Below are 25548 nucleotides of genomic sequence, written 5' to 3' on the forward strand. Positions count from 1 at the left end.
TGTTTAACGTGCTGTGCCCAGCCACAGTTCCTGATCTTCAAAAAAAATAGGGGAGATCAAACCATCATTATTTTGCTAAACCTGGCCACCATATCTCTCAAGCTTTGTTTGAAAATGATGTGTAAAAAGTGAATTTCTATTTGTTTTGTAATCCTTAAGTTACAAACAGTAACTATACTTTGTTAAAATAAATCAGCGCAAACGTTTGTGTTACAATTGTATGAAGTGTATATATCGATTAAGCCAGAAAAACGTATAAAGCGGGTTTTTCAAATCTTTTATCGCAATCAATTATGAATTTGAAGATTACAACACGCAAACGTTTGATTGTATGGTCGGAGCAAGTCCATTTTGCTTATGTTTCGCGGTTATTTTATCGGTGTAGTATTTTTTAGACTTTTAAGTTTCCGTTTTGTATAAGAAAGACCGGAAAGAAATCGCAGTACGATTACTACAAAATAATGGAACAGTAATATGCTGGTGAGTAGGAAAATTGGAACTTTTAGAAGTAAAACGACCTGGATCTACTTATGGTACAGGTATAAGAATAGTTCGAAATAAACCAGGTTTTTAGCCTAAAGTATTGGTAAATTTCATTCTGATCCCGCTTTGAAAATTCAGGATAATTTTAAAGATTTCGACAAGTGTTACCTTTTCAATCTTAGATAGTGTATCTATCTCAATAAAGTTGTTGGGTGCCGCCTGGTGATTGATAATTAAATTGGCCTGGTGTTTTAGCCTTAAACCCATCAGGTAATAGTAAGACTGAGAGAGTTCATTAAACTGCTGTTCGGTAAAAATTCCCAGTTCTTTTAAGGCTTTTAAACGTTCGCCGGTATTTTCTTTCTGAAATATCCTGTTTTGCAGCGCATAAACCCTAGCCAGGTCAACAATAGGTGTCATGGCGGTTTTAATATCGAAAACTTCCTTTTTATGTATTTTTTGGGTTCTGATATTTCTGAAATAGGTTAACGGAGGTTCATAAAGCAAAGCATTTTTGGCCAGGTAAACATAAAATTTTTCAATGGGTTTCTGCAGCTCTTCATCTACAAAAGACCGCAAGCTTTCCATAATGCTTAAATCGCCATAAATTGCCCGGCAATCGAAAAAAGCTGCAAATTTTACTGCTGCTTCGGGTAAAGCCTCTTCAATCCAGTTTTTGTAATTGTATTTCCAGTGCGATAAAGAATGTGTCCAGTTCGGATTGGTAGCCATATAATCTCCATCGCAATAAACAAAGCCAACATGATTCAGTTTGTCTGAAACCTGGGTGGCCAGATCGAGAAAATAGGTACGTACAGCTGCCCTTTTATCTTCAGGTGTATCTTCATAAATAATTGCGTTGTCCTGATCGGTTTTAAGACTCAGCTCTTTACGGCCTTCGCTACCCAAAACCATAAATACAAATTTTGCGGGTGGCGGACCGAGTTTAGCAATTACTTCTTCAATAATTTTGAATGAAATGGTATCTGCTATGGTGGTAACCACCTCGTTTACAATCTTTGCATGAACTCCTCTGTTTAATAACTGGGCAACAATATGAGGCACTTTTTGCCATTTCAACTTCAGGTCGTTGGTGTTAACTGCCGATTTTACTGACTGTATGAAAACCAAAGGAGATTCTGCCTGTTCGCTCAGGAGCCTGTTCCGGCTTAAAAAACCAACGTAGTTGCCATTATCGTTAATCAATAAATAGCGTGATTTTTTACTGAACATCATTAAAATGGCTTCATAGACGTAAACATCCGGTGTTACGGATACAATATTTCTATCCATAACCGTCTCAATGGGCAGACTGGGATTTAACTGTTTTGCGATAACTTCATCCCTTAAAGTGATGTCGGTTACGAAGCCCAGGTAACCTTGTGGTTCATCTTTAATAAAAATACAGCTCGTTTTTTGTTCAGCCATTTTAATCGCTGCTTCGAAAATAGGGGTTAGGGGTCGGCAACTCACTATTTTTTTAAAGGTGATGTCGCCGATACGGGCTGTATAAATACGGTCGGTTAATTTATCTTCCATTAAAAATGCCCCTTAAAACTTTTTTGAATGAAAACGTTTCTGTTTTATTCTTTTCCCGGTTAAATACGTGTTGCTGACTGTAAACTGATGATAAGCTGATTTTTTTACTTTCAATGAGGTGGAAAAATATTTTAGCAGCACTTAATGCATCGGAAAGTGCATTATGCATATTCTCCGGTACTTCATTAAATAATATGGTATAGAATTTATCGAGCTTTAGGTGACTGATTACGGAATCGGTAATATACAGTGCGCTGGCTTTCATGGTGCAGAAAAACGATAAATCCTTAAAAACATCTTCCTTACCCATTCTAAATAGCTCTACATTCAGCATATGATAATCCAGTTCAATAAAATGGCCAACAACCAAAGGTTTGTACTTTTTAATATCAGCATAAAAACTGAGCATAATTTCTTTTTTATCTTCCCCGTGTAGTTGCAGGTATTCGGCGCTAATATTATGGATTTTTTGTGCGGCTTTATCAATTTTGATTCCCGTACTGCTGATGTAATGGTTTGCCCTTTTTACTTCCTTGTGCTGCTGATCGTAAATAATCCAGGCAATTTGGACGATATGTGGCCAGTTTTTTTCGTTCGCATAAGGTGCCGACCAGTTTTTTGGCAAACCAGATGTTTCGGTATCAACAACTAAGAAATATTCCTGCAATTTTAAATGGTTAGGTAAATAGTAGCACAATCTTACATCAAAGATAATTATTATTCGGCAGCTGTTTAAAAGAAATATTAAGGTAGCGAATTAAGCTGATCGTCCCTTTGAGAGGCTATTTTTTTAGCAAAAACAGGAGTACAAAGGAGCCTGGATCAAGACTAGTGCTCAATGCAGCTAAATCTGCATAGATAGATTTTCCTCATTTCACTATGTTCCGGTCGGGATGACGATTCGCAATCACTACTTGCCAATTAACAAAAATGCCAACGCAGCCAATACCGATCCAATAATTGGGCCAATAACAGGTATCCAGGCGTAAGACCAGTCGCTGCTGCCTTTTCCTTTCATTGGGATTAAAGCGTGAACAATGCGGGGACCTAAGTCTCTTGCAGGATTGATGGCATATCCTGTTGTTCCGCCCAAAGCCAAACCGATAACCCATACTAAGAACGCAACCGGAATGGCCCCCATTGAGCCTAATCCTATGGGCGTAACTTTTTCTTTAGTGCCGATACTGGCATCTGTGAAATAAAAAATCACAAATATGAGTACAAATGTGCCAATGATTTCTGAAATCAGGTTTGATATTTTGTTTCTGATAGCCGGTGAAGTGGCAAAAGGAGCAGCTTTTAAACCGGCATCATCAGTAGCATCGAAATGATCTTTGTAAATAATCCAGACTAAAAAAGAACCTGTTATTGCACCAGCCAGCTGGGCAAGGATATAGTAGGGTACCAAAGCCCAGCTAAAGCCTTTTCCAATGGCCAGGCCTAAGGTTACAGCTGGATTTAAATGTGCACCACTGTATGGCCCTGCCACCACCACACCTATGAAAACGGCAAGTGCCCAGGCAGTTGTAATTACAATCCAGCCACTGTTATTTCCTTTTGTATTCTTTAGCACCACATTTGCCACTACACCATTTCCTAAGAGCAACAGTAGGGCTGTACCAATAAATTCTGCGAGATATACATTCATTGTAGAAAAAATAAGCGATTAATAATTATTTGTCATTCTGAAATAGAGTAATTCCTATTCCGGAATAAAAGACCTTGAACTAAATTCAGGTTGACGATGGCTTTTTGCTAGTCTTCTGCATTTACCCTGGCTGCTTTTACCGCCCTGTTCCAGCCCTTTATTCTTTCGGTATTGTCTATGCCTTCTTCAGCAGTGAAAGTTCTGTTTATTTTCCACTGTTTGCGGATCTGATCAATACTTTCCCAAAAACCTGTAGCCAGGCCTGCCAGGTAAGCGGCACCTATGGCGGTTACCTCGGTAACTTCTGGCCTGATCACTTCACATTTTAAAAGATCTGCCTGAAACTGCATTAATAAATCATTGGCAGTAACACCACCGTCTACACGGAGTTCGGTAATGTTTACGCCTGCATCAGCTTCCATGGCCTTTAGTACATCCATGGTTTGGTAAGCAATGCTTTCTAGCGCAGCCCTTGCTATATGTGATTTATTTGTTCCCCGCGTTAATCCGGTTATTGTTCCGCGCGCATGCTGGTCCCAATGTGGTGCACCTAAACCCGCAAAAGCAGGCACTACATATACACCATCGGTATCTTTTACCTTTTTAGCCAGGGTTTCTACATCGGCCGACCTTGAGATAAAACCCATTTCGTCCCTCAGCCATTGTACAACCGCACCGCCTATAAAAATACTTCCTTCAAGTGCATAATTTACCTGGCCCTTAATCTGCCAGGCGATGGTGGTTAAAAGGTTATTGGCAGAAATCCGTGGTTTTTCCCCGATATTCATCAGCATGAAACAACCTGTGCCATAGGTGTTTTTTACCATTCCTGTTTCAGTGCACATCTGGCCAAACAGTGCCGATTGCTGATCGCCGGCTATGCCTGCGATTGGGATTTTGGCCGCCAGTATTCTTCCGGCAGTTTCGCCATAAACTTCGCTTGACGATTTTACCTGAGGAAGCATTTCTTTCGGGATGGAAAATAACTCGAGCAGTTCTTCATCCCAGTTAAGGGTATGGATGTTGTAAAGCATGGTACGCGAAGCGTTGGTAACATCGGTAACATGTTTCTCGCCGGCTGTCAATTTCCAGATTAACCAGGTATCTATGGTGCCAAAGGCCAGTTTTCCTGCTTCAGCCTTTTCCCTCGCACCCTCTACATTTTCCAAGATCCATCTGGCTTTGGTGGCAGAAAAATAAGAGTCGATAATCAGACCTGTTTTTTCCTGGATCTTACCCGCTAAGCCCTTGGCTTTAATTTCATCGCAATAGGCAGAGGTACGCCTGTCTTGCCAAACTATGGCGTTATAAATGGGCATTCCAGTTTCTTTATCCCATACTACGGTGGTTTCGCGCTGGTTGGTAATGCCAATGGCGGCAATATCGTTTACGGTAAGGCTGGCTTTAACAATTACTTCGGTAACAACTGCCAACTGTGTTGACCAGATTTCCATTGGATCATGTTCTACCCATCCGGCTTTCGGGTAAATCTGAGTGAATTCTTTCTGTGCAATAGCAACAATTTCACCATCGTGGTTAAAAATAATGGCTCTCGAGCTTGTGGTTCCCTGATCGATAGACAAGATGTATTTACTCATAATTAAGGATTTGGTTAGAGGGCTATGCCTTCGTGGTGGTTATATGTAGGTTGATGATAGAGGTATCCATCAGCTAGTTTATTAAAAGTTTCAATTTGACCTGCTACCCAGTTCTCGTCTGCTGATAATTCTTTGGCCAGGAGCGAGGCTACCCTTGGCGCTATGTCTTTTGCGGCCTGTGCATCTATAAATAATACCCTGAGCCTTCTGCTTAAAATATCTTCTACAGTTTCTGCCATTTCGTTTCTTGCCGACCAAATTACTTCGGCTTCAACAAAAGGAAAGGATGGATGCAATTGCTGCCCAAGGCCTGGATTTTGTTCGATTAAGGCTTCAATCTTGTCGCGGTCTGATCCATATATCGATAAATGGTGATCTTCTTCCATGATTTGGCTTCCATGAATGCTGAGATTTTTGGTTATGCAGGCTTTTGGCTCTAAACCAGCCTGTGTAATAGCAAGATCGACGGTTTCTTCGGCCATGCGACGGTAGGTTGTCCATTTTCCACCGGTTATGGTAATTAATCCCTTTGCCGAAACAATCAGTTTATGGTCCCTGCTGATTTCTTTTGTACTGTTCCCATCGCCGCTTGTTGGTGCTGCCAGTGGTCTTAAGCCTGAGAATACACTTAATATATCTTTTTCAAGCGGTTTGCGGTTGAAATAGCTAGCTGCGGTAGCCATAATAAAATCTACTTCTTCTTTTAGGGCATGTGGCTCTAGGCTATGCTCGTTCAGTGGGGTATCGGTAGTGCCTACAAGTAAATGTTCGTGCCATGGAACCGCAAATAATACACGCCCATCTGAAGTTTTCGGAATCATTAATGCCGACTCGCTGTTTAAGAAACTTTTTTCCAGCACAACATGAACACCTTGACTGGGGCGCACCAGCTTTTTTGTGTCTGGATTGTTCATCTGCAGGATATCATCAACAAAAACACCTGTGGCATTGATCACCATCTTACCCTTAAACCGGGCTTTTAAGCCTGTAATGGTATCTTCTGTTTCAATTCCTGTAACGGTTTCGCCATTTTTTAATAAACCGGTTACTTTAGTATAATTTAATAATGTTGCTCCTTTTTCTATAGCAGTTTGCGCAATATTGATGGCTAAACGGGCATCATCAAACTTTCCGTCGTAATACCTGATACTGCCTTTTAAGCCTTTTGCTTTAATGCCCGGCATCATGGCCAAAGTTTCTTCTTTAGAAAAATATTTAGATTTTCCGAAGCTGTATTTTCCAGCCAGCCAATCGTACAGGGTAAGCCCGGTTAAGTATTTAACAATGGAAAACCAATTGTAGCAGGGGATCAGGAATGCTTCTTTGTGTACCAGGTGCTTAGCGTTCTGTTGTAATAGCCCGCGTTCTTTAAGGGCATGTTTCACCAGGCCAATATCTCCCTGGGCCAAATAACGTACTCCTCCGTGCACCAGCTTTGTACTCCGGCTCGATGTTCCCTTTGCGTAATCGGCCTGTTCAACCAATAAGGTTTTATAGCCACGGCTGGCCGCGTCAAGCGCTGTGCCCAAGCCGGTTGCCCCACCACCAGTAATAATCAAGTCCCAATTTATGTTTTCTGCGATGGGCGGCTGGTGTAATCTTTTCATTTTTATGTTTAAAAGTAATAAAACGAAACAATACGCAATTATAAGAAATCATAATCGGAATAATACAATATCTCTGCGAAAAAAATATTAATTATTTGATCAAAATATTCTAAAGAATGTTTTTATTGCTAATTTGCAGCCTGCAAATTAAATATACTATGATGAATTTGGCTGAGAGGCACCAGTTTATATTAAGTCGTCTGCAACGTGACCAATATATAAATGTAGTCGATTTATGTAAGGAGTTGAAAGTATCTTCCGTAACAATAAGAAAGGATTTAAAACTACTTGAAGATAAGAATCTGTTATTTAGGACCCATGGTGGCGCAACTGTAAATAATCCATACACGGTTGACCGTCCGGTTAACGAGAAAGAGAAAATACAATCGACTGAAAAAAATAAAATAGGTATAGCTGCTGCTGCGTTGTTAAATGAAAATGATTCAATCGTTATTGCTTCAGGTACTACAGTGCTTTATTTCGCAAAGAACATTGAGCCGGCAACAAACTTAACCGTGGTTACTTCTGCGTTGAATGTGGCTTTAGAATTGATGCGCGAGCCGAGTATCGAAGTGATTCAGCTAGGTGGCCTGCTAAGAAAAAGTTCCTCATCAGTAATGGGCGCTTATGCAGAACAGGTTTTACAGGATTTTTATTTCAACAAGCTGTTTTTGGGGGTAGATGGCATTGATCTTGATTTCGGATTAACCACCACAAATGCCATGGAGGCACATTTGAACCGCAAAATGATCGCTGCATCACAAAAAACGATTGTACTGGCCGATTCAACTAAATTTGGAAAGCGGGGCTTTGGAAAAATATGCGGATTGGAAGAAATCGATCATATTATTACCGATAAAGGAATTTCTGAACAAATTGTTAAACATTTAGAGAGTTTAGGTGTTACTGTTACTATCGTATAGTGCAATTCCACACTTACGGTGTAATCCAAACATATAATTTGAACATGGAAAGAAAACGAATACACATTTTAGAAGACGATCAGGAGATCAGAAACGTTATTGAAATCCTATTAAAGGATGAGGGGTTTGAATTGCAGCTTTCATCATCATTTGAAGAATTAAAGAAAAACATCCAGGACGCAATGCCAGATCTTTTCTTACTTGATGTAATGCTGCCTGACGGTAATGGAGCAGAAATCTGTGAAGATTTAAAAAACGATATTTTTACTAAACACATCCCGATTATTGTGATGTCTGCACAGAACAACAGTCAACAAAAAGCCATCGATGCGTTGGCTGATGATTATATCAGTAAACCTTTTGATATTGATGATATTTTAAAGCGTATTAATGCTCAATTGAAGCGAAGTGCTGAAAACAGCGTTAAAAGTTAATTGAAAATTAGCAGTCATTTAAAATCAATACAAGCATTGACAGATAAAAAATGCCGTCATTGCTGTAAAGGTTTAGTAATTCGTTAACAGAATTACTAAACCTTTACAATTGCGAGAAGGCTTTGTCATTCCTTTTTGCAATGACGATTTTTGGAGGAATGAATACCGTTGCATCCTCCTGTGATTTATATTGATTTTTATACAATAAATTAACCTTCAGGAGAGCATGGTACCTCTTTTTATGAAACCGTTATAGCAGGAGCATTAATATTCGATGACCACTTTACCAATGGTTTTTCCGCTTTCCAGTAAACGATGGGCTTCCTTTAGGTTTTCTACCGTAAACCCTTTCAAGGTGGTATTTAATGTGGTTTTAAGAGTGCCATTATCAAATAGTGAGGCGAGTTTGTTTAAAATATGGTGCTGCTCTTCCATATCGTCGGTTTGGTACATAGAACGCGTGTACATCAGTTCCCAAGAAAAAGTAACGCTTTTATTTTTTAATTTGTTTAAAGCAATAGGGGTGGCTGATCCGGTTATAGATACAATATGCCCCTGCGGTTTAATCAGTTCTACCAGGTTATCCCAATAGCTGTTCAGGTCAACAAAATCTAGAATAAAATCTACTTCCCTAAAACCTGCTGCACGTACTTCTTCAACCAGGTTTTTATGATCGACCACTACATCGGCACCCATGGCTTTACACCAGTCTTTTGTTTCTGGTCTTGAGGCTGTAGTAATTACTTTAAGGCCACTTATTTTTTTTGCAAGCTGTATGGCAATAGACCCTACGCCGCCGGCACCGCCAATAATAAGAATACTTTTACCATTGTCTTTTTGATTGTTAATCCGTATACGCTCATACAGCGATTCCCATGCCGTAAGTGCCGTTAAGGGCATGGCAGCAGCTTCTGCACTACTTAGCTTAACGGGTTTTATTCCTGCAATCCGTTCATCAATTAATTGATATTCGCTGTTGGAGCCGCTGCGGGTAAGATCACCTGCATAATAAACCTCATCTCCGGGTTTAAAAAAAGTTACACCTTCTCCAATAGCCTCTACTGTTCCTGTTGCATCCCATCCAATTACTTTGGGGTTTTCCAATACCGTATCTTTTGCACTGTTCTGACGGATTTTAAAATCGACCGGATTTACGCTGGTGGCCTTAATTTTTACAAGAATATCGCGCCCTTTTGCTTCAGGGATTGGTGTTTCAAATTCAATAAAACTTTTGCTTTCGTTAATGGGTAATGAGGTTTTAAATCCTATCGCTTTCATAGCTTCCTAATTATTTTATACTAAGTTATTCTTTTTTTTTATGGCAAATATAAACTGATAAAGTTTAATATTTCGGTATAAATTAGCTTTTAATTGGTAAATTTGCGCCTAGTTTTTTACAGTATGATTAAAGAAACTTTATACGAGCCTTACGAAATTGTATATCAGAAGCTCGATGAATGCCCGAAATATGGCCATAAACATCTGTTTTTCGAACTGGTTTATGTTTTATCGGGCAGCGGTAAACAATGCATCAACAATAACAAGTTTGACTACCATGCCGGGCACATGTTCCTGATCACGCCAGATGATTGCCATTCTTTCGATATTGAAAGCACGACCGAATTTTTCTTTCTACGCTTTGGCAACGTATACCTGCGCTCCAAAGATTTTAATACCGACGATTTGAAAAGATTGGAATATATCCTTCAAAATGCCAGTCACCAGCCAGGATGTATACTTAAAAACTTTTCAGACAAACCTCTGGTTAAATCGTTAATTGAGGCCATGATTGCGGAATATGTAAACCGCGATCTTTATAACAAAGAATTGATCACCAAAATGGTCGATACCATGATTGTACTGGTAGCACGTAACATTGCCAAATACCTGCCAGCTAGTATTAAGGAAGATTCGGAACAAAAAACACTTGATCTGTTAAACTATATACAGGCAAATATCTACAATCCGGAGAAACTCAGGGCCGAAAAGCTGAGTGCCGAATTTGGAATCTCGGAAAATTATTTCGGTAAATATTTTAAAAAGCAGACGAAAGAAACGTTACAGCAATACATTGCCAATTTAAGGATAAAATTGATAGAAGCCCGTTTACGTTTTAGCGATATGCGGATTAACGAAATTGCTTTCGAACTTGGTTTTACCGATGAAAGCCATTTGAACAAATTTTTTAAATCGCACAAGGGTATGAGCCTTAAAGCTTACAGGAGCTCGGTAGCGAGTTAAAGGTTATAATTTACTGTGTCCGTTTCTTTTCTTCTTCACTCGCTGAAGTTCTTTTCCTTACGGCAGTTGGGTTACCGCCCAACCGGTAAGAGAAGCTTAAAGTAGCACTACGCGTGTCGTTTTTTTCAATAAAACCATTTTTCTGATCCTGGTAATCAACATCGATGCGGTAGGCATTACTGTAAAAAATGTCGTTTACAGCAAGCCTGATTGTTCCCTGCCCTCTAAGTAATGTTTTTCGTAGTCCGGCACTTATATCGTACAACCGTGCAATATGGTAAATGCCCTGTATGGTAGGGGAAGAATACCATGCGCTGATTTCGGCCTTTAGGCCTTGTGCCTTGTTCAGGGTAAAGGCGTGGTTAGAACTTAAATAAATGCCCCAAACACGGTAATCGTAACGGGCCTGTAGGTATCCCGACTTTTCCAATCGGTAAGAACCCTGAGCATAATTATTGATTTCCCACCACGAAGTTGGCTTGGTTGGAAAAGAGACTGAAAAACCCATCTCCTGGCTAAGATCCAGGTTTCTTTGGGTATCATAAAAAAGTTTTGTGGTATTATCCTGTACAGTGATATTGCTGAAATAATCAGTCGTTCGCCTTAAATAAAACGAAATATTATATTGCTGCTTATAGGTATAACCCAGTTCACTGTTATAAATAAAGGCAGGTTGCAATGCGGGATTACCCTCCAGGTAAGCGTACGGACTTGTGTAGGATTTAAAAGGATTAAGCCTCCAATATTCGGGCCGGCTGATCCTTGAATTATAATTGAAATTGATTTCGTTGTCTTTATTCAATTTATAAACGATGAAAAGTGTTGGGAAAAGCTTAAAATAGTTGTTCTGGCTGTTGGTATTCAATACGATCGATCTGCCATTTGTACGGGTATATTCACCACGCAAACCACCTTCAAAACTCCATTTGCCCAGATCTCCGGCAAGGCTGGCGTAAATGGCTGATACATTTTCTGCATATTCGAACCGGTCGCTGCGGTTTGGTATCAATTCCAGGCCACTGGCCGGATTGTTATAAAAATCAAAACTGTTGTGTGTACGGATACTGCTGTATTTCAGACCCGATTCAAATGTCCACTTCTTCCAGAACTTATCAGTGTAATCCAGCTTTCCGGAATAGATACCAATATTCTGATTGGATGGGGTAAAGATGTGGTAAGTATCAGGAAGCAAACTACCATTGCCTAATGTTCCATAAGTATCTACCTGCTGGCTGTTTTTGTTCTGATAGGGTACATAATCAAGATCTACATTAATATTTCTGCCATTTGTGTCCAGTTTGATTTTGTAATTGATATTAAAGCTATACTGATATGCTTTTCCGTTAGAAAAATTTTGGGTATGAAGGATGGAATCAGGCGTAACGGCATGATTATTAATAACAGTAGTTAATATATTGTTCGGCCTGCTGTTGGTGCCGTTGTAACCATTTATCAAAATACCGATCACTTGTTTATTGGTAAGGTTGTAATCGGCCCCAACTTTATAGCTGTTAGCATTTCCCAGGCGTATGCCTGATTTTTCATTCCTCCAATCAGAATAGCCTCCCGGAGCATCATAAATGATATATTCACTTTCGTCGTGGTCTTTTTTACGCCTGTTATAGCCATAACTGCCATAAATATTCAATTTATCTTTACGGTAGTTGAATACCATACTTGGGCTATAGCTACTGTAGGTTGATTGTGTGTAAGCACCTGAAAGTACGATGTTAAAACCGTCGCCTTTTGGTTTTTTGGAAATAATGTTGATTACTGCGCCGCCCTGAGCGTCATACCGGGCAGTAGGGTTGGCAATAATTTCTATTTTGGCAATATTATCAGAAGGCAGGCTACGGAGATAAGCCGCCAGATCTTCGCCCGCTAACCTGATAGGTTTATCATCCATATAAATTACTACGTTTTTATTGTTTGCCGTTACCCCGCCATCAAAACGTGTTTGTACGCCCGGGGCTTTACCCAGCGCATCCCAAACTGTTGTACCACTGGCAACAATGCTGTTTTCGACATTGAATATCACCCGGTCTATTTTTCTTACAATAAGCGGTTTTGAGGCCGATACCGTTATCTGGTCGAGGGTTTTGTCATCACTGATCATCACTATGGTAACCGAATCCATTGGAAGATTCAGTGGTTGGCTCATATTCTTATATCCAACAGCTTTCAGCATTAAAATATAACGGCCTTTTAAAGGCTTCTGAAAACTGAACAGGCCATTTTTTGAAACCTGGATAGCTGTGGTCGAATCTGCATGACGCAGGCTAATGTTCACCCCGTCAATCGGTTGGCCCGTTTTATCGGTTACCAAACCTTTATGTAGTTGCGCAAAAGTGATCAGAGGGGAAAAGAAAAGAAGGGCAAGGATTAACTTTTTCATGTTTCAAAACTAAATGCCCTGCATGTAAAGTAAAGTTAACCTCAGTTAAATATGGTTAAATCTTCAGTTCATACTTCCATTGATAAAATGATTTGTTCAATTTAGTGGGATGAAATGGCTTACGTCCAGATATGTTTTTCCTTTGGCTGTGGTTACCCTCATCATTAGCCTGTGCCTGCAGTGTGCATGGATACGGCAACTGTATGTGGCGCAAAAGAAATCAGTTGCTACAGCACTCGAATCTATTGTAAGTGATGCTTCCAGGCGGGTAATCTATCAGAGCATTGCGAAAGGGCACGAGAAAAGCATCCGTTTCCAGCAGTTTTTTCTTTCTCCGGAGTGGTTAGCGCTCAGGCAGGCTTTTGATGAACTAAAAGTGGATAACCTGCGTAGCCAGTTCCACTATGGGATTACCAATGACAGCTCGGTGGTAGAAATGAAAATGTCGTTCCTGAACGATCCAAAAAAGAAAAACAGCCATCATAGCTCTATCGCCATTACCGATGGCAAATCGCAGCAAGAGGTTTCGCAGCAAGATCAGCGCGACCTGAAAGTAATGGATAGTTTGGTGAACCACCGGCTGGATTTACTGGGATTTCATATTGATAGAAGTTATGCACTTTACGACTATTCTGATGGAAAATTGGTAAAAGGCAAGACAGTTTCTAATGCTAAATCTGCATTCCTTAGTGGGAAATATACTTATAACCTTAAGTTTCAGAACAGGTATCAGCTGGTGGTTCCAACCATAACCTGGCTAATCATTTATCAGATGAAGTATTACCTCATTTCGTCGTTTATGATGTTGGTGCTTACAGCGGTGGCCTTTTACCTGCTGATCAGGCTGATGAAAAACCAGCAGCTTTATGCGCAGGCAAAAATGAGTTTCACCAGCAATATGACGCACGAACTCCAAACCCCAATCTCAACAATTGCTGTTGCGCTTGAATCGATCAGTAAATATCATTTAATTGATGAACCCGGAAAGCTGGAGAATTACATTAATATAAGCCGCCACGAATTGCAGCGTTTACAGGCAATGATCGAAAAGGTACTGAAGCAGGAACAGATGGATATAGGAAAAACAAAACTGCAGTTCAGTCTGATTGATATTCAATCTTTGCTGAAACAGGTAATGCTTTCTATGGATATCCAGGTGCGCGAAAAAAATATGCAGCTTATACTTGTACCCGTTAATGAGCCCTATTTTATTAAAGGTGATGCCATGCACATTGCCAACGTATGTTATAACCTGATCGATAACGCATTGAAATATTCGCCGGCACAATCCCGGATTGAGGTATCATGCAGTATTGCTGATCATGAGCTAACCATCAGTTTTAAAGATAATGGTCCGGGGATTAAGGAGATTTATCATCAGCAGGTTTTTGAGCGTTTTTTCAGGATCTTTAACCAGGATAATATTCATAATGTGAAAGGTTCCGGACTGGGGCTTCATTATGTAAAGCAGGTGGTAACGCTCCATGGCGGACGTGTTGCACTGCAGAGTAAAATAGGAAAAGGAAGTAATTTTATGATTATTTTGCCCTTGTATGAAGAAAACTAAGGTTTTGTATGCTGAGGATGAGCCTTTTTTGGCGAGGATTGTGCTTGATGGTTTAACCAGTAGCGGTTATGAGGTAAAACTTGCTGCCGATGGAGCACTTGCCTGGAAACAATTTTTAGCAGAAAAACCCGATATCTGTGTGTTTGATATTATGATGCCGCAAAAGGATGGTTATACACTGGCAGCTGAAATCAGAAAATCAGACCCCAATGTTCCGATTATCTTTTTGAGTGCCAAAGCCCTCACCGAAGATGTGGTGATGGGTTTTAAAAACGGAGGTAACGACTACCTTAAAAAACCATTTAGTATTGATGAACTGCTGGTGAGGATGGAATCGCTTTTAAACAGGTTTGGCTCTTCGCATAAAGATGAAAATGCTGTAAACAAAAAATACTATTTCAGAAACTGTGAGCTTGATCCTGTTGCCCAAAAATTAAAAACTTCTGTGGGAGAGTATTCTCTTTCTTATAAAGAAACCATTCTGCTCGAATTATTATTGAAAAGCCGCAATAACATTTTGGAAAGGGAAGATGCATTGATTCAAATATGGGGGGAAGACAGTTTTTACAACGGCCGCAGTATGGATGTTTTTATGGCACACCTGCGCAAACTGTTAAAAAGTGAAGCAGAAATCCAGATCATCAGTTTAAGGGGAGTAGGGTATAAGCTGATCTGTTGATTTTACAAGTTCAAGAATTTTCTTTATGATTACATTAAAAGATTGAATTAAGCAGTAAGACTTTTAGAAGTTTACTTGTGAATTGAATACAACCAGTGGTTGCTTAAAAGCAACAATAAGTAGCGTAATTACAACTAAAATGAGCGAGTTGTTTGTTGAATCTGACTATATGGCCCGCTACCTTTGTCATGTCGAAAGATAAAAAAAGACAGTACCCTATGGATTCAAAAATGATAGGCAATAAAATTGCCGGAGCAAGAAAAAAAATAAATATGTCTCAAGCAGCATTGGCCGGACATGTATTTGTAAGCCCGCAGGCCGTTGGAAAATGGGAGCGGGGAGAATCAATGCCAGATATTATTACGCTTAATCAACTCACCAAGATTCTGAACGTTGATCTTAACTATTTTTCAGAAAACCTATCTTCTCTAAACACCCTGAATGAAGCTGAACAGATAACATCAGAAGTAAAGCATTTAACAGATTCGCCACAGCCACAGCTGTTGACCAATTTCAGCGGAAACGATCTTGCCAAGACAGATTTTGCAGGTGTTATTGCACATAATTTAAAATTTAATGGGAGTAATTTACAAGGTTCAGATTTTAGTGGGGCTGACTTAACTGGTAGTACGTTTCTGGGCAGTGATATAAGAGAAGCTATTTTTAATGGCGCAAACCTTACTGATTGCAGCCTATCAGCCTGTGATCTTTCTGCTGCTAATTTTGATCAGGCGATTTTTGTACGTACAAAGTTCTATGCTTCAGCGTTGGAAGGCGCAAAAATTAGTAATACCAAGCTCACTGATGTAAAACTAAGCAAAACCGATTTAAGAAAAGCAGTTTTTGAAAACTGCATATTTGAGGGTGTAGACTTTGATTATTCTGATCTGCGTAGACTCAGTTTGGATAGTCAGACTTTTATAGGTGTGCTCTTTCATAATGCCGCACTTAACGAAACTACATTTAAAGGTGCAACGCTTAAAAATGTATCTTTCCGCTCTACTTTCGCCCTCACCAATAAATATTACAGAGCCATTAAAACGATTTGCTTTGAAGGAGCGACAATGGATAAGTTAACCTATGCTTCACTCAAAGGTTTAGGTGCCGATCTTTCAAAAGTTATTCTTTTATAAGAAGATCAAAAGATAAATAAAATTCGTTGAACCAGAGAATGTTTTACGGGCATACAAGAAAAAATCTGATAAGAACGCCTGTGTCGTAAACGTATTACCATAATTGGTGTTGGTGAGAGATTATTGGACATTTTTGTTAAGTTTAAACTATGTATTCTATTGAATGGTAGTTTATAAACTTTACACGATAACGCAATAACCATAAAACTATCGCTTCATACAAAATGAAAACCAGAGCACAAAAGTTAGATGTCATTATTGAGTGGTCAGAAAAAAACGAAGATTTAAGAGCACTCTTGCTAACTAGTTCACTTGTAAATCCTTCGGCACCAGTTGATGAATTTAGTGATTTAGATATTGAATTTATTTTTGAGAATAATGCAAGCTACATTTTAAATAAAAATTGGACACTTGATTTCGGGAATCCAATAGCGATGATTGAAGAAGATGAAAGTTGTTTCGATAATAAACACGCCATGAAAATGGTCTTGTATGATGATGGCGTTAAGGTAGATTTTAAATTATACAGCATATCTAAATTTATAGAAGAAACTCAACAAAAAGAATTGCCTAAAGATTGGGATATTGGCTATAAAGTTCTGATTGATAAAGATGGTATTACGGAGGAAATGTCAAAACCTACTTACCGGGTTTCCATTATAAACAAACCATCTGAAGAGAAGTTTAAGGCTATTCTTAACGATTTTTGGTGGGATACAACCTATGTAGGCAAATGCCTTGCAAGAGACGACATATTTTATACGAAATTTATGTCGGAGACTATTATACGTACAGAATATCTGATTCCTTTAATAGAATAGTATATTTCAAGCGAACACAATTGGAATATCACGACTAACAAATATGGAAGACTTTTCAAAAAGTATCTAACCTCAGAAATGTGGACTAAAATAGAAGCAACATTTTCAGGAAGCAATTTAGATGATAATTGGAAGGCTTTATTGGTAATGGCCGATCTCGTTTCTGAAATTGGAACTGACCTATCGAGAAAATTAGATTATCCATATCCTTATGAGTTGGAAAAAGATATTCGAAAATATTTAGCTGGAATAAAATCTAAATTGTAACTAAATACATTAAATCGTTGTTTGTGGGGATTTCGGTTGTACTCCTGAAAAATATTCCACGCCAATTGATGACGTGGAAATTTTCATTATTGTGGCTTTAATTTGTGATATAGAACATTAGTGCTGTGCACGGGTTGCTTTGTCGAAGGAAAAGATTAGGCTCTTCTCATCTATTTTATTTAACGGTACCTCTGTTGTCGTTTTTCCGTTATCTTCCGTAAAATAAACCTTCGTGCTGTAATCCCTGTTTTTCTTCACTCCGTCTTCGAACAAAGCAATACCGAAAAGGGATGGATCCGTGGAGGATTTCGCTATAATACTTACTGTACCCAGATCGTAATGGCCACGGTTTTTCAAAGTTATGATTCCGTTTCTGTACGAATAGCTGAGCCCTTTTATCGTCTCCAGGTAGGTTTTATTGGGATTGTTAGATGGTTTATATGTTTGTGAATATCCTGAAGTCGCAATAGCCAATAACAAGAAAATTGATGCAAATAGTTTCATGTTTTTGTTTTAAAATTACAGATAAGAAAGATCAACTTTAAAGGGGAATGATATTTCTTTTGTCAGGCAAATATGATTTTTTTAAAGCCAGAATTGAACAGAAAATAGCGACAACTAGACTATCATACATTTATAAGATTTTTTGTCATTACTGAGTAACCATCAGAGCTGGACCCTGAAAAAAATAAGCATGATGTTTTTATACGATGGTTAAATTAGTTTTAAATTTTTCCACCTGTAAAACTCAGGTGATCTAAGGTGGTGATAAAAATAAACATTACGCTGTTTGAATACCTCCTAAGGCACCTGAGAGCATATAAGCCTAGATGTCATTACTTTCATTAAGGAACATAAGCAGCGTGTGAATAGGTATTAGATTTCCAATTTTATGATGGAGACTCGAGCATTAAAATTTGCACCAGAAAGGTCATTACTATTCTAAAAAATCAATTATGAATTTGTTGTATTCTTCCCGCATTGGCAATTCGAAATCAATGTGAAGAACTCTTTTATCGATGGGTACATATTCACTGGTTTTGGGATTAAATCCTTCTTTTTTTATATTTTTCAAATAAAATCCTATTCCTCTTTTTTGCCAGGCAGGCAGGTTGTTGAAATTGATGCCATATTGAAATAGTAATTCGTTTTTAGCTGCAATACTCATTCCCTGAATTTTAGAAGAAGCTTGATTTCTGCTATGATTATCCTTTCTCAACTGCCAGTAGCAATGGGCATTCAAGGCATTCCTGTGTGCATCTTCGCTGCGCCATCTGAAATAATCCTCAACTAATCTCTTGTTCGGCAATTCAGAAATACGGCAGTCAAATGCACCTATACTTCCCAGAATTGAAGAAAATTTAGCACTTGCTTCGCCAGCGAGTACGGAAATATATTTTCTTACCTTTCGTCCAAAAAGATTTTCATTAGGGTGAAATAGCAAGGATATTTCATCACTTTGCGTATAGCCGTAAATGATATTGAAGCCGCAATTCATCAAATGTTTTACAGTTTCAACCATCAGATCCCGGAATTTTTCATCAAAAGGTGTTTCAAACTGGTGTACTTCTTTGGTAAGTCTAGTAAAACCCCGGCCATCAATTCTGGCAACCATGTACATCTCAGGTAAAATACAACGATCTTGAGCGGTTTCATAAACCCTCATTTTAGCGTCTAAATCATCAAATTTCATCTGACCATGGTTTTATCGTAAATGAATTATTTTCAGCTGTCACATAATATAGTTCGTCGAAGCCTTCATTGATCGAGGGTAGAGCCAACTTTTTAAAAGTTCCCCTTATACCTATTTCGGGAATTCTTTCCTTGCCTGACCGTTGGTTATTACGGTCCACAGCATCGCTTAATTTGGATTGAAAATAATATCCAGTTACTTTGAATTTGTTAGCCTTGGCAATGGTTATGTACTTTGCCCTTTCTTCTATAGAAGGATTCGTATTGTCTACCACAAAAGGCTGAGAGGTGAGAAGGCAGGTTTCAATAAATCTGAGTTCCTTATTTCTCGTGTTTAAAAGATCTAAGGAAATATATACGTGGGTCTTAAAAAGCTTTTCTTTAAAAAAGGTAGTTTTTCCAGTTGCCTGAATGCCACAAAATATGATTGCTTCCATCTTCCTAAAGATCTGGTTTTATGGATATAAAAAAAAAGGAAGAATTATTGTTAATTCTTCCTTTTGATGCGGAAAGCGAGGGATTCGAACCCCCGGACCTGTTACAGTCAACAGTTTTCAAGACTGCCGCATTCGACCACTCTGCCAGCTTTCCGGAGGCAAAAGTACGAACTCCGCTTAAAACTGCAAACTATGAATGCTTTTTTTTTATATAAACTTGATAATTACTTAACACAGAGGGAGAAAAAATTATTTCTTCCTGATATTTTCTTCAATCGGCTCCGATTTTTTGAACAAATTAAAGGTAGGCCGGATGATCTTTACGCTTCTTTTGCTTACATCTACACTGGCATTGAGCTCAAAACCGATCAATAAAATCAAAGAATTAAGGTAAAGCCAGATCATCACCACAATTAATGTTCCGATAGAACCATATACTTTATTGTAGGATGCGAAATGATTGATGTAGAAAGAAAAGCCCCAGATGGTAAGAAAGGCCAGTATGGTAGCCAGCCACGAGCCTGCACTGAACAGGCGCCATTTTTTAGTATGTGAAGGGCCGTAACGGTATAAAATAGAAATGGTAATGAAATACAGGATCGCCAATAGAGCCCAGCGTGTAAATTTTATGGTATAAACCAAAAAGCTGTCCTTTAAGTGCAGTTCGTCATTGATTTTGTTGAGCAAAACTTCGCCCAAGGCCATCGCACTGATGCAGATGATGATCGAAAAACAGATAATAACGGTGAGTACTAGCGCAATTAAACGTTGTTTTATCCAGCCCCTGGTTTCGATAATCAATGATGATTTGTTAAAAGCTTTCATTAAGTTTTTAACGCCATTGGTGGCAAAAAATAATGCAGATAAAAAACCGAAAGACAATAAACCTCTGTTTTGCTTTTTGATGATATCTTTCAAAGTGGTTTCAAAGGCGTCAAAGGCATTGTGTGGAAGAACCAGCTGGATTAAATTTAAAAGTTGGTCCTGGAAGCCTTTAATTGGGATAAAAGGGATCAGTGTGAACAAGAATATAATGCCCGGAAAAATAGCCAGCATAAAACTGTAGGCCAGCGATGAAGATTTGTTTACCAGCGCATCTTTGCCTATTTCGCGGAAGAAAAAAGTAGCAACTGTATATAATGGGAGCGGGCTAAATCCAGGCAAAATACATCCCTTAGTCCATTCTATAAACCTTGAATAGAACTTAAACTGTAATAATTGCCGGTGTAACCATTCCATTGTAGCGGTTAATTAAAAAATACCGATAACTTTTCCATAAAGTTTTCGGGTGGGTTGGTGGGTTTGTTCTTCTTCATATCGACAAAAACAAGTGTTGTTGCCCCAATGTTTATCAATTCTTCATTTTCATTGTACAATTCGTACTCAAAGAAAATACGGACGCCAGGCAGGGTTTTAATAATGGTTTTAACCGTAATCTCCTGATCATACAATGCAGGTTTGATGTATTTACATTTCAATTCTAAAACAGGCATCATAATGCCATCAGCTTCCATAGAACTGTAACTCATACCCAAACTCCGTAACATTTCTACTCGGCCAACTTCGTAATATTGTGCATAATTGCCATAATACATATAGCCCATCTGATCGGTTTCGCCATAGCGCACCCTGATTTTCGTACTGTGACTATACATTATTTGAAGATATTTCTTTTGTTTAAAGCCTCACGGTATTTTTTTGCGTTGATTTCGTGCTCTGCCTTGGTTTCTGCAAAGTTATGGTAACCCGAGAAATCTTCTTTGGCGCACATATAAATGTAGTTGTTTTTATCGCGGTTTAACACGGCATCAATGGCGTTAATACTTGGCATCATGATGGGTCCCGGAGGTAAACCAGCATATTTATAAGTGTTGTAAAGTGATTGTACCTGCAATAATTTGCCGGTAACCCTTTTTACTGTAAAATCGTTGTTTGCAAAAATCACGGTCGGATCGGCCTGAAGCAAAATGCCTTTATTTAAACGGTTTAAGTACAAACCTGCTATGATCGGCATTTCTTTGTCGTAAAGGGCTTCTGCATCAACAATAGAAGCTAATGTATATACCTGCGCAGGCGTAAGGTTCAGGCTTGCCGCTTTTTGCTTACGGTCTGCATTCCAGAATTTATCATATTCCTTGTGCATGCGCTCAAAAAAATCAACCGGCGAAATATTCCAGTACATTTCGTATGTATTTGGGATAAACATAGCATATACATTGTCCTGGTTAAAACCATATTTGCTAATGAGTGCGGTAGAATCCAAAACATTGATAAAGCTTAATGAATCGGCTTCGAGGTTGCTGGCCAGGTAGGCTGCAAAATTTTCCTTTTTACGGATATTCTGAAACTTCAGTTTAACAGGATCCTGGTTTCCGGCTTTGATCATGTTAATCAAGGTACGGTTGGTCATTCCCTTTTTCAAACGGTAGCGGCCAGGTTTAACACTTGTTGCCAGGTTCATTTTTGTAGCGGCAGCTGTAAAAGTACCGATACTTTTTACCAGGTCTTTCTTTTTGATTTCGGCAAGCAGATCATCATAGCTGCTTCCTGTTTTAATATATAAATATTTTTGATTTTCGGTAATGTTAGGGGCAAAGTATAGCCTGTAAATATTTAACGCAAAGTAACCAGCAATTAAAATAACAACAAGCGCAACAATTATTGCCACTTTTTTGCCTGTACTCATGTTCTTTTTTTCTATTTCAGTCATCTGTAATATGATACTTGTTATTTGTTAGATAAGGTAATGTTAATCTTTGTGCCTATAGCTACTTTGGTTAACGAATCAACCGGCATAGGGTCTTGTTTGATAATGATTGCCGCAGCACTGTCGGTTATCGGCCCTTCATAAATGATGTTGCCTAAACTAAGGTTCGAACCCCTTAAACTAAACTTCGCTTCATCCATGGTTAAGCCCGTCAATTGCGGAATATCTACTTCTTCATTTCCACGTCCATCGCCCAGTACTAAGTTAATTCTTGAGCCCACCGGAATGATCTGCCCTACAGTAATCGGTTGACCACCAAATGAGGCTTCCAGTACCACATCGCGACTTACATCAGGTTTATAAGTAGTATCGCCCAGTTTTAACCTCGAACTTTCGATAATGGCTTGTGCCTCACGTAAGGTTTTAAATGTAATATCAGGGAATTTTGTATTTGGCGTTTTACCCGCATTAATGGTTAAATAAATGGTACGGTTGTCTTTTACAAAAGTATTGGGGTCAGGGTCCTGGTCAATTACAATCCCTGCAGGCTGATCCATAATAAAAACAGAATCTACTTCGTATTTTAATCCGGCATCTTCCAGCTTTTTTACGGCCTGTTCAAAAGAAAGGCCCTTTACCATGGGCACATTTAAGCCTTCGCCGTGTTTGGTGTAATATCTCAAGCTAAAAAATGCGATCAGAAGCAATGCAATAACGGTAATTATGGCAGCTATGATGTTGTTTCTAAACGATTTGGTTTTTAAGTAATCTATAAATTTAGACATGTATCTTAAATGGGGTTTATGCGTATAGGCTCAAATGTAACTATTTTAATTATTGATTGAATTATAGAATCTAAATCGCTGTCCAACCATACACTGTTTTTTATCCAATTGCCTTTCATCAATTAGTTCAATTCTCATTCAATAATTGTTCCGTTAATAGGACCAAAGCACAAAGATATTTATATTTTTGAGGATATATTTATATTCAATTTCTATTTATAAAAGGATTTCTGACATGAAGAAAACTATTGCGTTGTTAACAGGCGGTACCACAGGCGAATGGGTTGTTTCGGTAAAAAGCGCGGCAACAATTGCCCAGAACATCGACCTTAATTTATACGATGTTTATAAAATTATGCTGAACGAAAAAGGATGGTTTTATGAACCTGCAGATTCCGTTAAGATCGAAATTGATAAAAATGATTTTTCGCTAACGCTTGATGGCCGCAGGATAAAATTTGATGGTGTTTTTATTGCCATTCATGGTTCTCCTGGTGAAGATGGAAAATTACAGGGCTATTTCGATATGCTGGGTATTCCATACACCACCTGCGATGCGCTAACCTCGTCTATTACCATGAACAAGGGGTATACCAAGGCCATTGTAGAAGGGATTGATAACCTGTACACTGCAAAATCTGTTCAGATATTTAAAGGTGGAAATTATAGTTTAAGCCAGATTAAACAGGATTTAAGGCTGCCTTATTTTGTGAAGCCGAACAGTGGCGGGAGCAGTATTGGCATGAGTAAGGTAAAACACGCAGACGATCTTGACGAAGCCATTGAAAAAGCTTTTAAAGAAGACAGCCAGATTTTGATCGAAGAGTTTGTAAGCGGAAGGGAATTTTCAATCGGTGTTTTTGGTGCCGAAGGCAAAATCATTGTCTTACCAACAACAGAAGTGATTCCTCAAAATGAATTTTTCGATTTCGAGGCAAAATATACACCTGGGGCAACAGAAGAAATTACCCCTGGCCGAATGAGTGGGGAAGAATTACTTCGTGTGCAGCAAGTGGTTACAGACGTATATAAAAAACTAAATTGCAGGGGAGTGGTCCGCATAGATTATTTCCTGGAGCACGAAACGGGTAAGTTTTATTTTATCGAAATCAATACCATCCCCGGACAAACTGCAACGAGTTTTATTCCTCAACAGGTTGCTGCAATGGGTGTTACCCTGAAAGAATTTTATACCCGTTTAATGAAAGAAACGTTGGGGTAATATGAGTGACGGGGGAATTTAACGTCGTGTATCTCCTCGAAAAATCATGATTGCAAGAAGGCTATTTGAGCCAGCGAAGTAATCTTGTTCCTCTTTGCAATGACGATATCTGTTAATGGTGGTACAATGAGATAAAGACCTGATTCCTTTCAGAAAAAAATCTTCCAAATGATGATTATTCAAAAATTGATTGATAAGGGCTTAAAAGTTAAAAGCTATCCGAAAGATTCAATTGTTTATGAGCCGGGCATGCATCCACGGTATGTGTATTTTATCAAATCAGGCGAGGTAAGAATGGTTACCGTTAGCAATGAAGGAAGGGAGTTTATTCAAGGGGTTTTTAAAACCGGGCAATATTTTGGTGAACCAGCATTATTAACAGGCAGGCCTTATTTGGCATTTACCATTACCAATATAGATTCGCAGCTAATTGCGGTAAACCAGGAAGATTTTTTTAATCTGATCAAAAACGATTCTGATTTTAGTATGAATCTTATCCAGACGCTGAGCCATCGCCTTTTTTATAAATCGATGATGCTTGAAGAATTAGCGAATGAAAAGGCTGATCATCGTTTGTTAACCATTATTAATTACCTGCTTAATGATATTGCTGCAGGTGAAAATTTAAAAGTAACACGGCAAGAATTGGCTGATATGACCGGCCTCAGGGTAGAAACAGTAATTCGCGGGGTAAAAATGCTGGCGGAGCGGGGTTTGATTAAGATAGTTAGAGGGAAAATAATTAAAGAGCTAAAATAGGTACTAAACCGAAGTACATAAGTAACGTGTATAACTTTTTGATATAAAGCTCTTTGGTTTTTATGAAGACCTTAAAAATTGTTTTCGTTGTAGATTTTGCCCGAGCAATAGACGATTCTATAATCAATGATCAATAAACATGATTCAGATCATAATTTAATGTGGTATTAAAGCCTAACTTTGTAGTATCAAATCAGAATATTATGGCTGAGTTATCAAAATTTCAATCCTTTATACAGTGTAAATGTCCGCGTTGCCGCAAAGGTGATATTTTTACAGGAAGTGCTTATTCTTTTAGATTACAAAAAACAAATGTCAACTGCCCGCATTGTAACTTAAAATTCGAGCGTGAGCCAGGTTTTTTCTATGTGGCCATGTTTGTAAGTTATGCGATGAACGTTGCAGAAATTATTACTATTGGGGTAGCTTCATACATTTTGGGCTTACCTTTGGTTTACGAAAACCTTTGGTACTATGTGGCCCTGATTTTAACAGGCGTGTTACTTTTATCGCCTATCAATTACCGTTATTCGCGGGTAATTCTATTACACTATTTAACACCCGGCTTGCATTATGTGCCAGGTAGCGGAGATTAATCAGGAAGGTATAAA

Annotated in this window: 23 protein-coding genes, 1 tRNA gene and 1 pseudogene; 10 read left to right on the plus strand and 15 right to left on the minus strand. The window is 38.6% G+C overall.

Annotated features, from left to right (window positions below):
- Positions 1-570 precede the first annotated feature (570 nt).
- The 5 genes from ACFSR6_RS22325 to ACFSR6_RS22345 all read right to left on the minus strand — a co-directional run bounded on the left by ACFSR6_RS22325 (position 571) and on the right by ACFSR6_RS22345 (position 6875).
- Positions 571-2022, minus strand: a complete 1452-nt coding sequence (locus ACFSR6_RS22325) for a DUF294 nucleotidyltransferase-like domain-containing protein (protein WP_379083184.1) — start codon at positions 2020-2022, stop codon at positions 571-573.
- Positions 2012-2689 carry a 3'-5' exonuclease gene (locus ACFSR6_RS22330; protein ID WP_379083186.1) on the minus strand — a complete coding sequence of 226 codons (678 nt, stop codon included), beginning with the start codon at positions 2687-2689 and terminating at the stop codon, positions 2012-2014. Before ACFSR6_RS22330 ends, ACFSR6_RS22325 begins: the two co-directional genes overlap by 11 nt.
- A gap of 243 nt (positions 2690-2932) precedes the next feature.
- Positions 2933-3670 (minus strand): MIP/aquaporin family protein, encoded by a 738-nt coding sequence (locus tag ACFSR6_RS22335; RefSeq protein ID WP_379083188.1) that lies wholly within the window; start codon positions 3668-3670, stop codon positions 2933-2935.
- A 107-nt stretch (positions 3671-3777) separates the two neighbouring features.
- The gene (glpK, locus tag ACFSR6_RS22340; protein ID WP_379083191.1) at positions 3778-5268 is read right to left on the minus strand and encodes a glycerol kinase GlpK; all 1491 of its coding nucleotides are present in this window, start codon (positions 5266-5268) and stop codon (positions 3778-3780) included.
- Positions 5269-5282: 14 nt separating this feature from the next.
- Entirely contained in the window at positions 5283-6875 is a 1593-nt protein-coding gene (locus ACFSR6_RS22345; RefSeq protein ID WP_379083194.1) for a glycerol-3-phosphate dehydrogenase/oxidase, read from the minus strand.
- Positions 6876-7033: 158 nt separating this feature from the next.
- On the opposite strand from ACFSR6_RS22345, the gene ACFSR6_RS22350 reads away from it, so the two are divergent.
- Positions 7034-7798 (plus strand): DeoR/GlpR family DNA-binding transcription regulator, encoded by a 765-nt coding sequence (locus tag ACFSR6_RS22350; RefSeq protein ID WP_379083196.1) that lies wholly within the window; start codon positions 7034-7036, stop codon positions 7796-7798.
- 44 nt (positions 7799-7842) lie between these two features.
- Positions 7843-8232, plus strand: coding sequence for a response regulator transcription factor (locus ACFSR6_RS22355; protein ID WP_183760105.1), 390 nt, complete (start codon positions 7843-7845; stop codon positions 8230-8232).
- A 264-nt stretch (positions 8233-8496) separates the two neighbouring features.
- On the opposite strand, the gene ACFSR6_RS22360 is transcribed toward ACFSR6_RS22355, so the two are convergent.
- Positions 8497-9510, minus strand: a complete 1014-nt coding sequence (locus ACFSR6_RS22360; RefSeq protein ID WP_379083200.1) for a zinc-binding alcohol dehydrogenase family protein — start codon at positions 9508-9510, stop codon at positions 8497-8499.
- 123 nt (positions 9511-9633) lie between these two features.
- Between ACFSR6_RS22360 and ACFSR6_RS22365 the strand changes: the two genes are divergently transcribed.
- Complete coding sequence (locus ACFSR6_RS22365) at positions 9634-10473, plus strand: AraC family transcriptional regulator (RefSeq protein ID WP_379083202.1); 840 nt, start codon at positions 9634-9636, stop codon at positions 10471-10473.
- Between the two features lie 10 nt (positions 10474-10483).
- On the opposite strand, the gene ACFSR6_RS22370 is transcribed toward ACFSR6_RS22365, so the two are convergent.
- Entirely contained in the window at positions 10484-12868 is a 2385-nt protein-coding gene (locus ACFSR6_RS22370; RefSeq protein WP_379083205.1) for an outer membrane beta-barrel protein, read from the minus strand.
- 109 nt (positions 12869-12977) lie between these two features.
- Between ACFSR6_RS22370 and ACFSR6_RS22375 the strand changes: the two genes are divergently transcribed.
- The 4 genes and pseudogenes from ACFSR6_RS22375 (at position 12978) to ACFSR6_RS22390 (ending at position 17335) form a co-directional block, all read left to right on the plus strand.
- Positions 12978-14435, plus strand: coding sequence for a sensor histidine kinase (locus ACFSR6_RS22375; protein ID WP_379083207.1), 1458 nt, complete (start codon positions 12978-12980; stop codon positions 14433-14435).
- The gene (locus ACFSR6_RS22380; protein WP_379083209.1) at positions 14422-15114 is read left to right on the plus strand and encodes a response regulator transcription factor; all 693 of its coding nucleotides are present in this window, start codon (positions 14422-14424) and stop codon (positions 15112-15114) included. Before ACFSR6_RS22375 ends, ACFSR6_RS22380 begins: the two co-directional genes overlap by 14 nt.
- Positions 15115-15302: 188 nt before the next feature.
- On the plus strand, positions 15303-16247 hold the full coding sequence (locus tag ACFSR6_RS22385) for a pentapeptide repeat-containing protein (RefSeq protein WP_379083211.1): 945 nt from the start codon (positions 15303-15305) through the stop codon (positions 16245-16247).
- A gap of 224 nt (positions 16248-16471) precedes the next feature.
- Positions 16472-17335 (plus strand): annotated as a pseudogene (locus ACFSR6_RS22390) (AadS family aminoglycoside 6-adenylyltransferase).
- 117 nt (positions 17336-17452) lie between these two features.
- Here the strand turns inward: ACFSR6_RS22390 and ACFSR6_RS22395 are convergent.
- From ACFSR6_RS22395 to ACFSR6_RS22430, 8 genes are all read right to left on the minus strand, one after another.
- A complete protein-coding gene (locus ACFSR6_RS22395) occupies positions 17453-17839 on the minus strand; it encodes a hypothetical protein (protein ID WP_379083212.1) in 387 nt (128 codons plus the stop codon).
- 433 nt (positions 17840-18272) lie between these two features.
- Positions 18273-19028: a tRNA(His) guanylyltransferase Thg1 family protein gene (locus tag ACFSR6_RS22400; protein ID WP_379083214.1), complete on the minus strand. Its 756-nt coding sequence runs from the start codon at positions 19026-19028 to the stop codon at positions 18273-18275.
- Positions 19018-19464 carry an AAA family ATPase gene (locus ACFSR6_RS22405; RefSeq protein WP_379083216.1) on the minus strand — a complete coding sequence of 149 codons (447 nt, stop codon included), beginning with the start codon at positions 19462-19464 and terminating at the stop codon, positions 19018-19020. The genes ACFSR6_RS22400 and ACFSR6_RS22405 overlap by 11 nt, the downstream gene beginning before the upstream one ends.
- A 69-nt stretch (positions 19465-19533) precedes the next feature.
- A tRNA-Ser gene (locus ACFSR6_RS22410) sits at positions 19534-19618 on the minus strand.
- 95 nt (positions 19619-19713) lie between these two features.
- Entirely contained in the window at positions 19714-20703 is a 990-nt protein-coding gene (locus ACFSR6_RS22415) for a YihY/virulence factor BrkB family protein (RefSeq protein WP_379083219.1), read from the minus strand.
- A gap of 8 nt (positions 20704-20711) precedes the next feature.
- Positions 20712-21119, minus strand: a complete 408-nt coding sequence (locus tag ACFSR6_RS22420; protein WP_379083221.1) for an acyl-CoA thioesterase — start codon at positions 21117-21119, stop codon at positions 20712-20714.
- Positions 21119-22174 (minus strand): endolytic transglycosylase MltG, encoded by a 1056-nt coding sequence (mltG, locus tag ACFSR6_RS22425; RefSeq protein WP_379083223.1) that lies wholly within the window; start codon positions 22172-22174, stop codon positions 21119-21121. Before mltG ends, ACFSR6_RS22420 begins: the two co-directional genes overlap by 1 nt.
- A 17-nt stretch (positions 22175-22191) precedes the next feature.
- The gene (locus ACFSR6_RS22430) at positions 22192-22956 is read right to left on the minus strand and encodes a PASTA domain-containing protein (RefSeq protein ID WP_379083225.1); all 765 of its coding nucleotides are present in this window, start codon (positions 22954-22956) and stop codon (positions 22192-22194) included.
- A gap of 235 nt (positions 22957-23191) precedes the next feature.
- Between ACFSR6_RS22430 and ACFSR6_RS22435 the strand changes: the two genes are divergently transcribed.
- The 3 genes from ACFSR6_RS22435 to ACFSR6_RS22445 all read left to right on the plus strand — a co-directional run bounded on the left by ACFSR6_RS22435 (position 23192) and on the right by ACFSR6_RS22445 (position 25533).
- Positions 23192-24178 (plus strand): D-alanine--D-alanine ligase, encoded by a 987-nt coding sequence (locus ACFSR6_RS22435; RefSeq protein ID WP_379083227.1) that lies wholly within the window; start codon positions 23192-23194, stop codon positions 24176-24178.
- Positions 24179-24346: 168 nt separating this feature from the next.
- Entirely contained in the window at positions 24347-24937 is a 591-nt protein-coding gene (locus tag ACFSR6_RS22440) for a Crp/Fnr family transcriptional regulator (protein ID WP_379083229.1), read from the plus strand.
- A 203-nt stretch (positions 24938-25140) separates the two neighbouring features.
- Positions 25141-25533: a DUF983 domain-containing protein gene (locus ACFSR6_RS22445; RefSeq protein WP_379083231.1), complete on the plus strand. Its 393-nt coding sequence runs from the start codon at positions 25141-25143 to the stop codon at positions 25531-25533.
- Positions 25534-25548: the final 15 nt, after the last annotated feature.

The sequence above is a fragment of the Pedobacter vanadiisoli genome, from assembly GCF_042684385.1.
GTDB classification, from domain to species: domain Bacteria; phylum Bacteroidota; class Bacteroidia; order Sphingobacteriales; family Sphingobacteriaceae; genus Pedobacter; species Pedobacter vanadiisoli.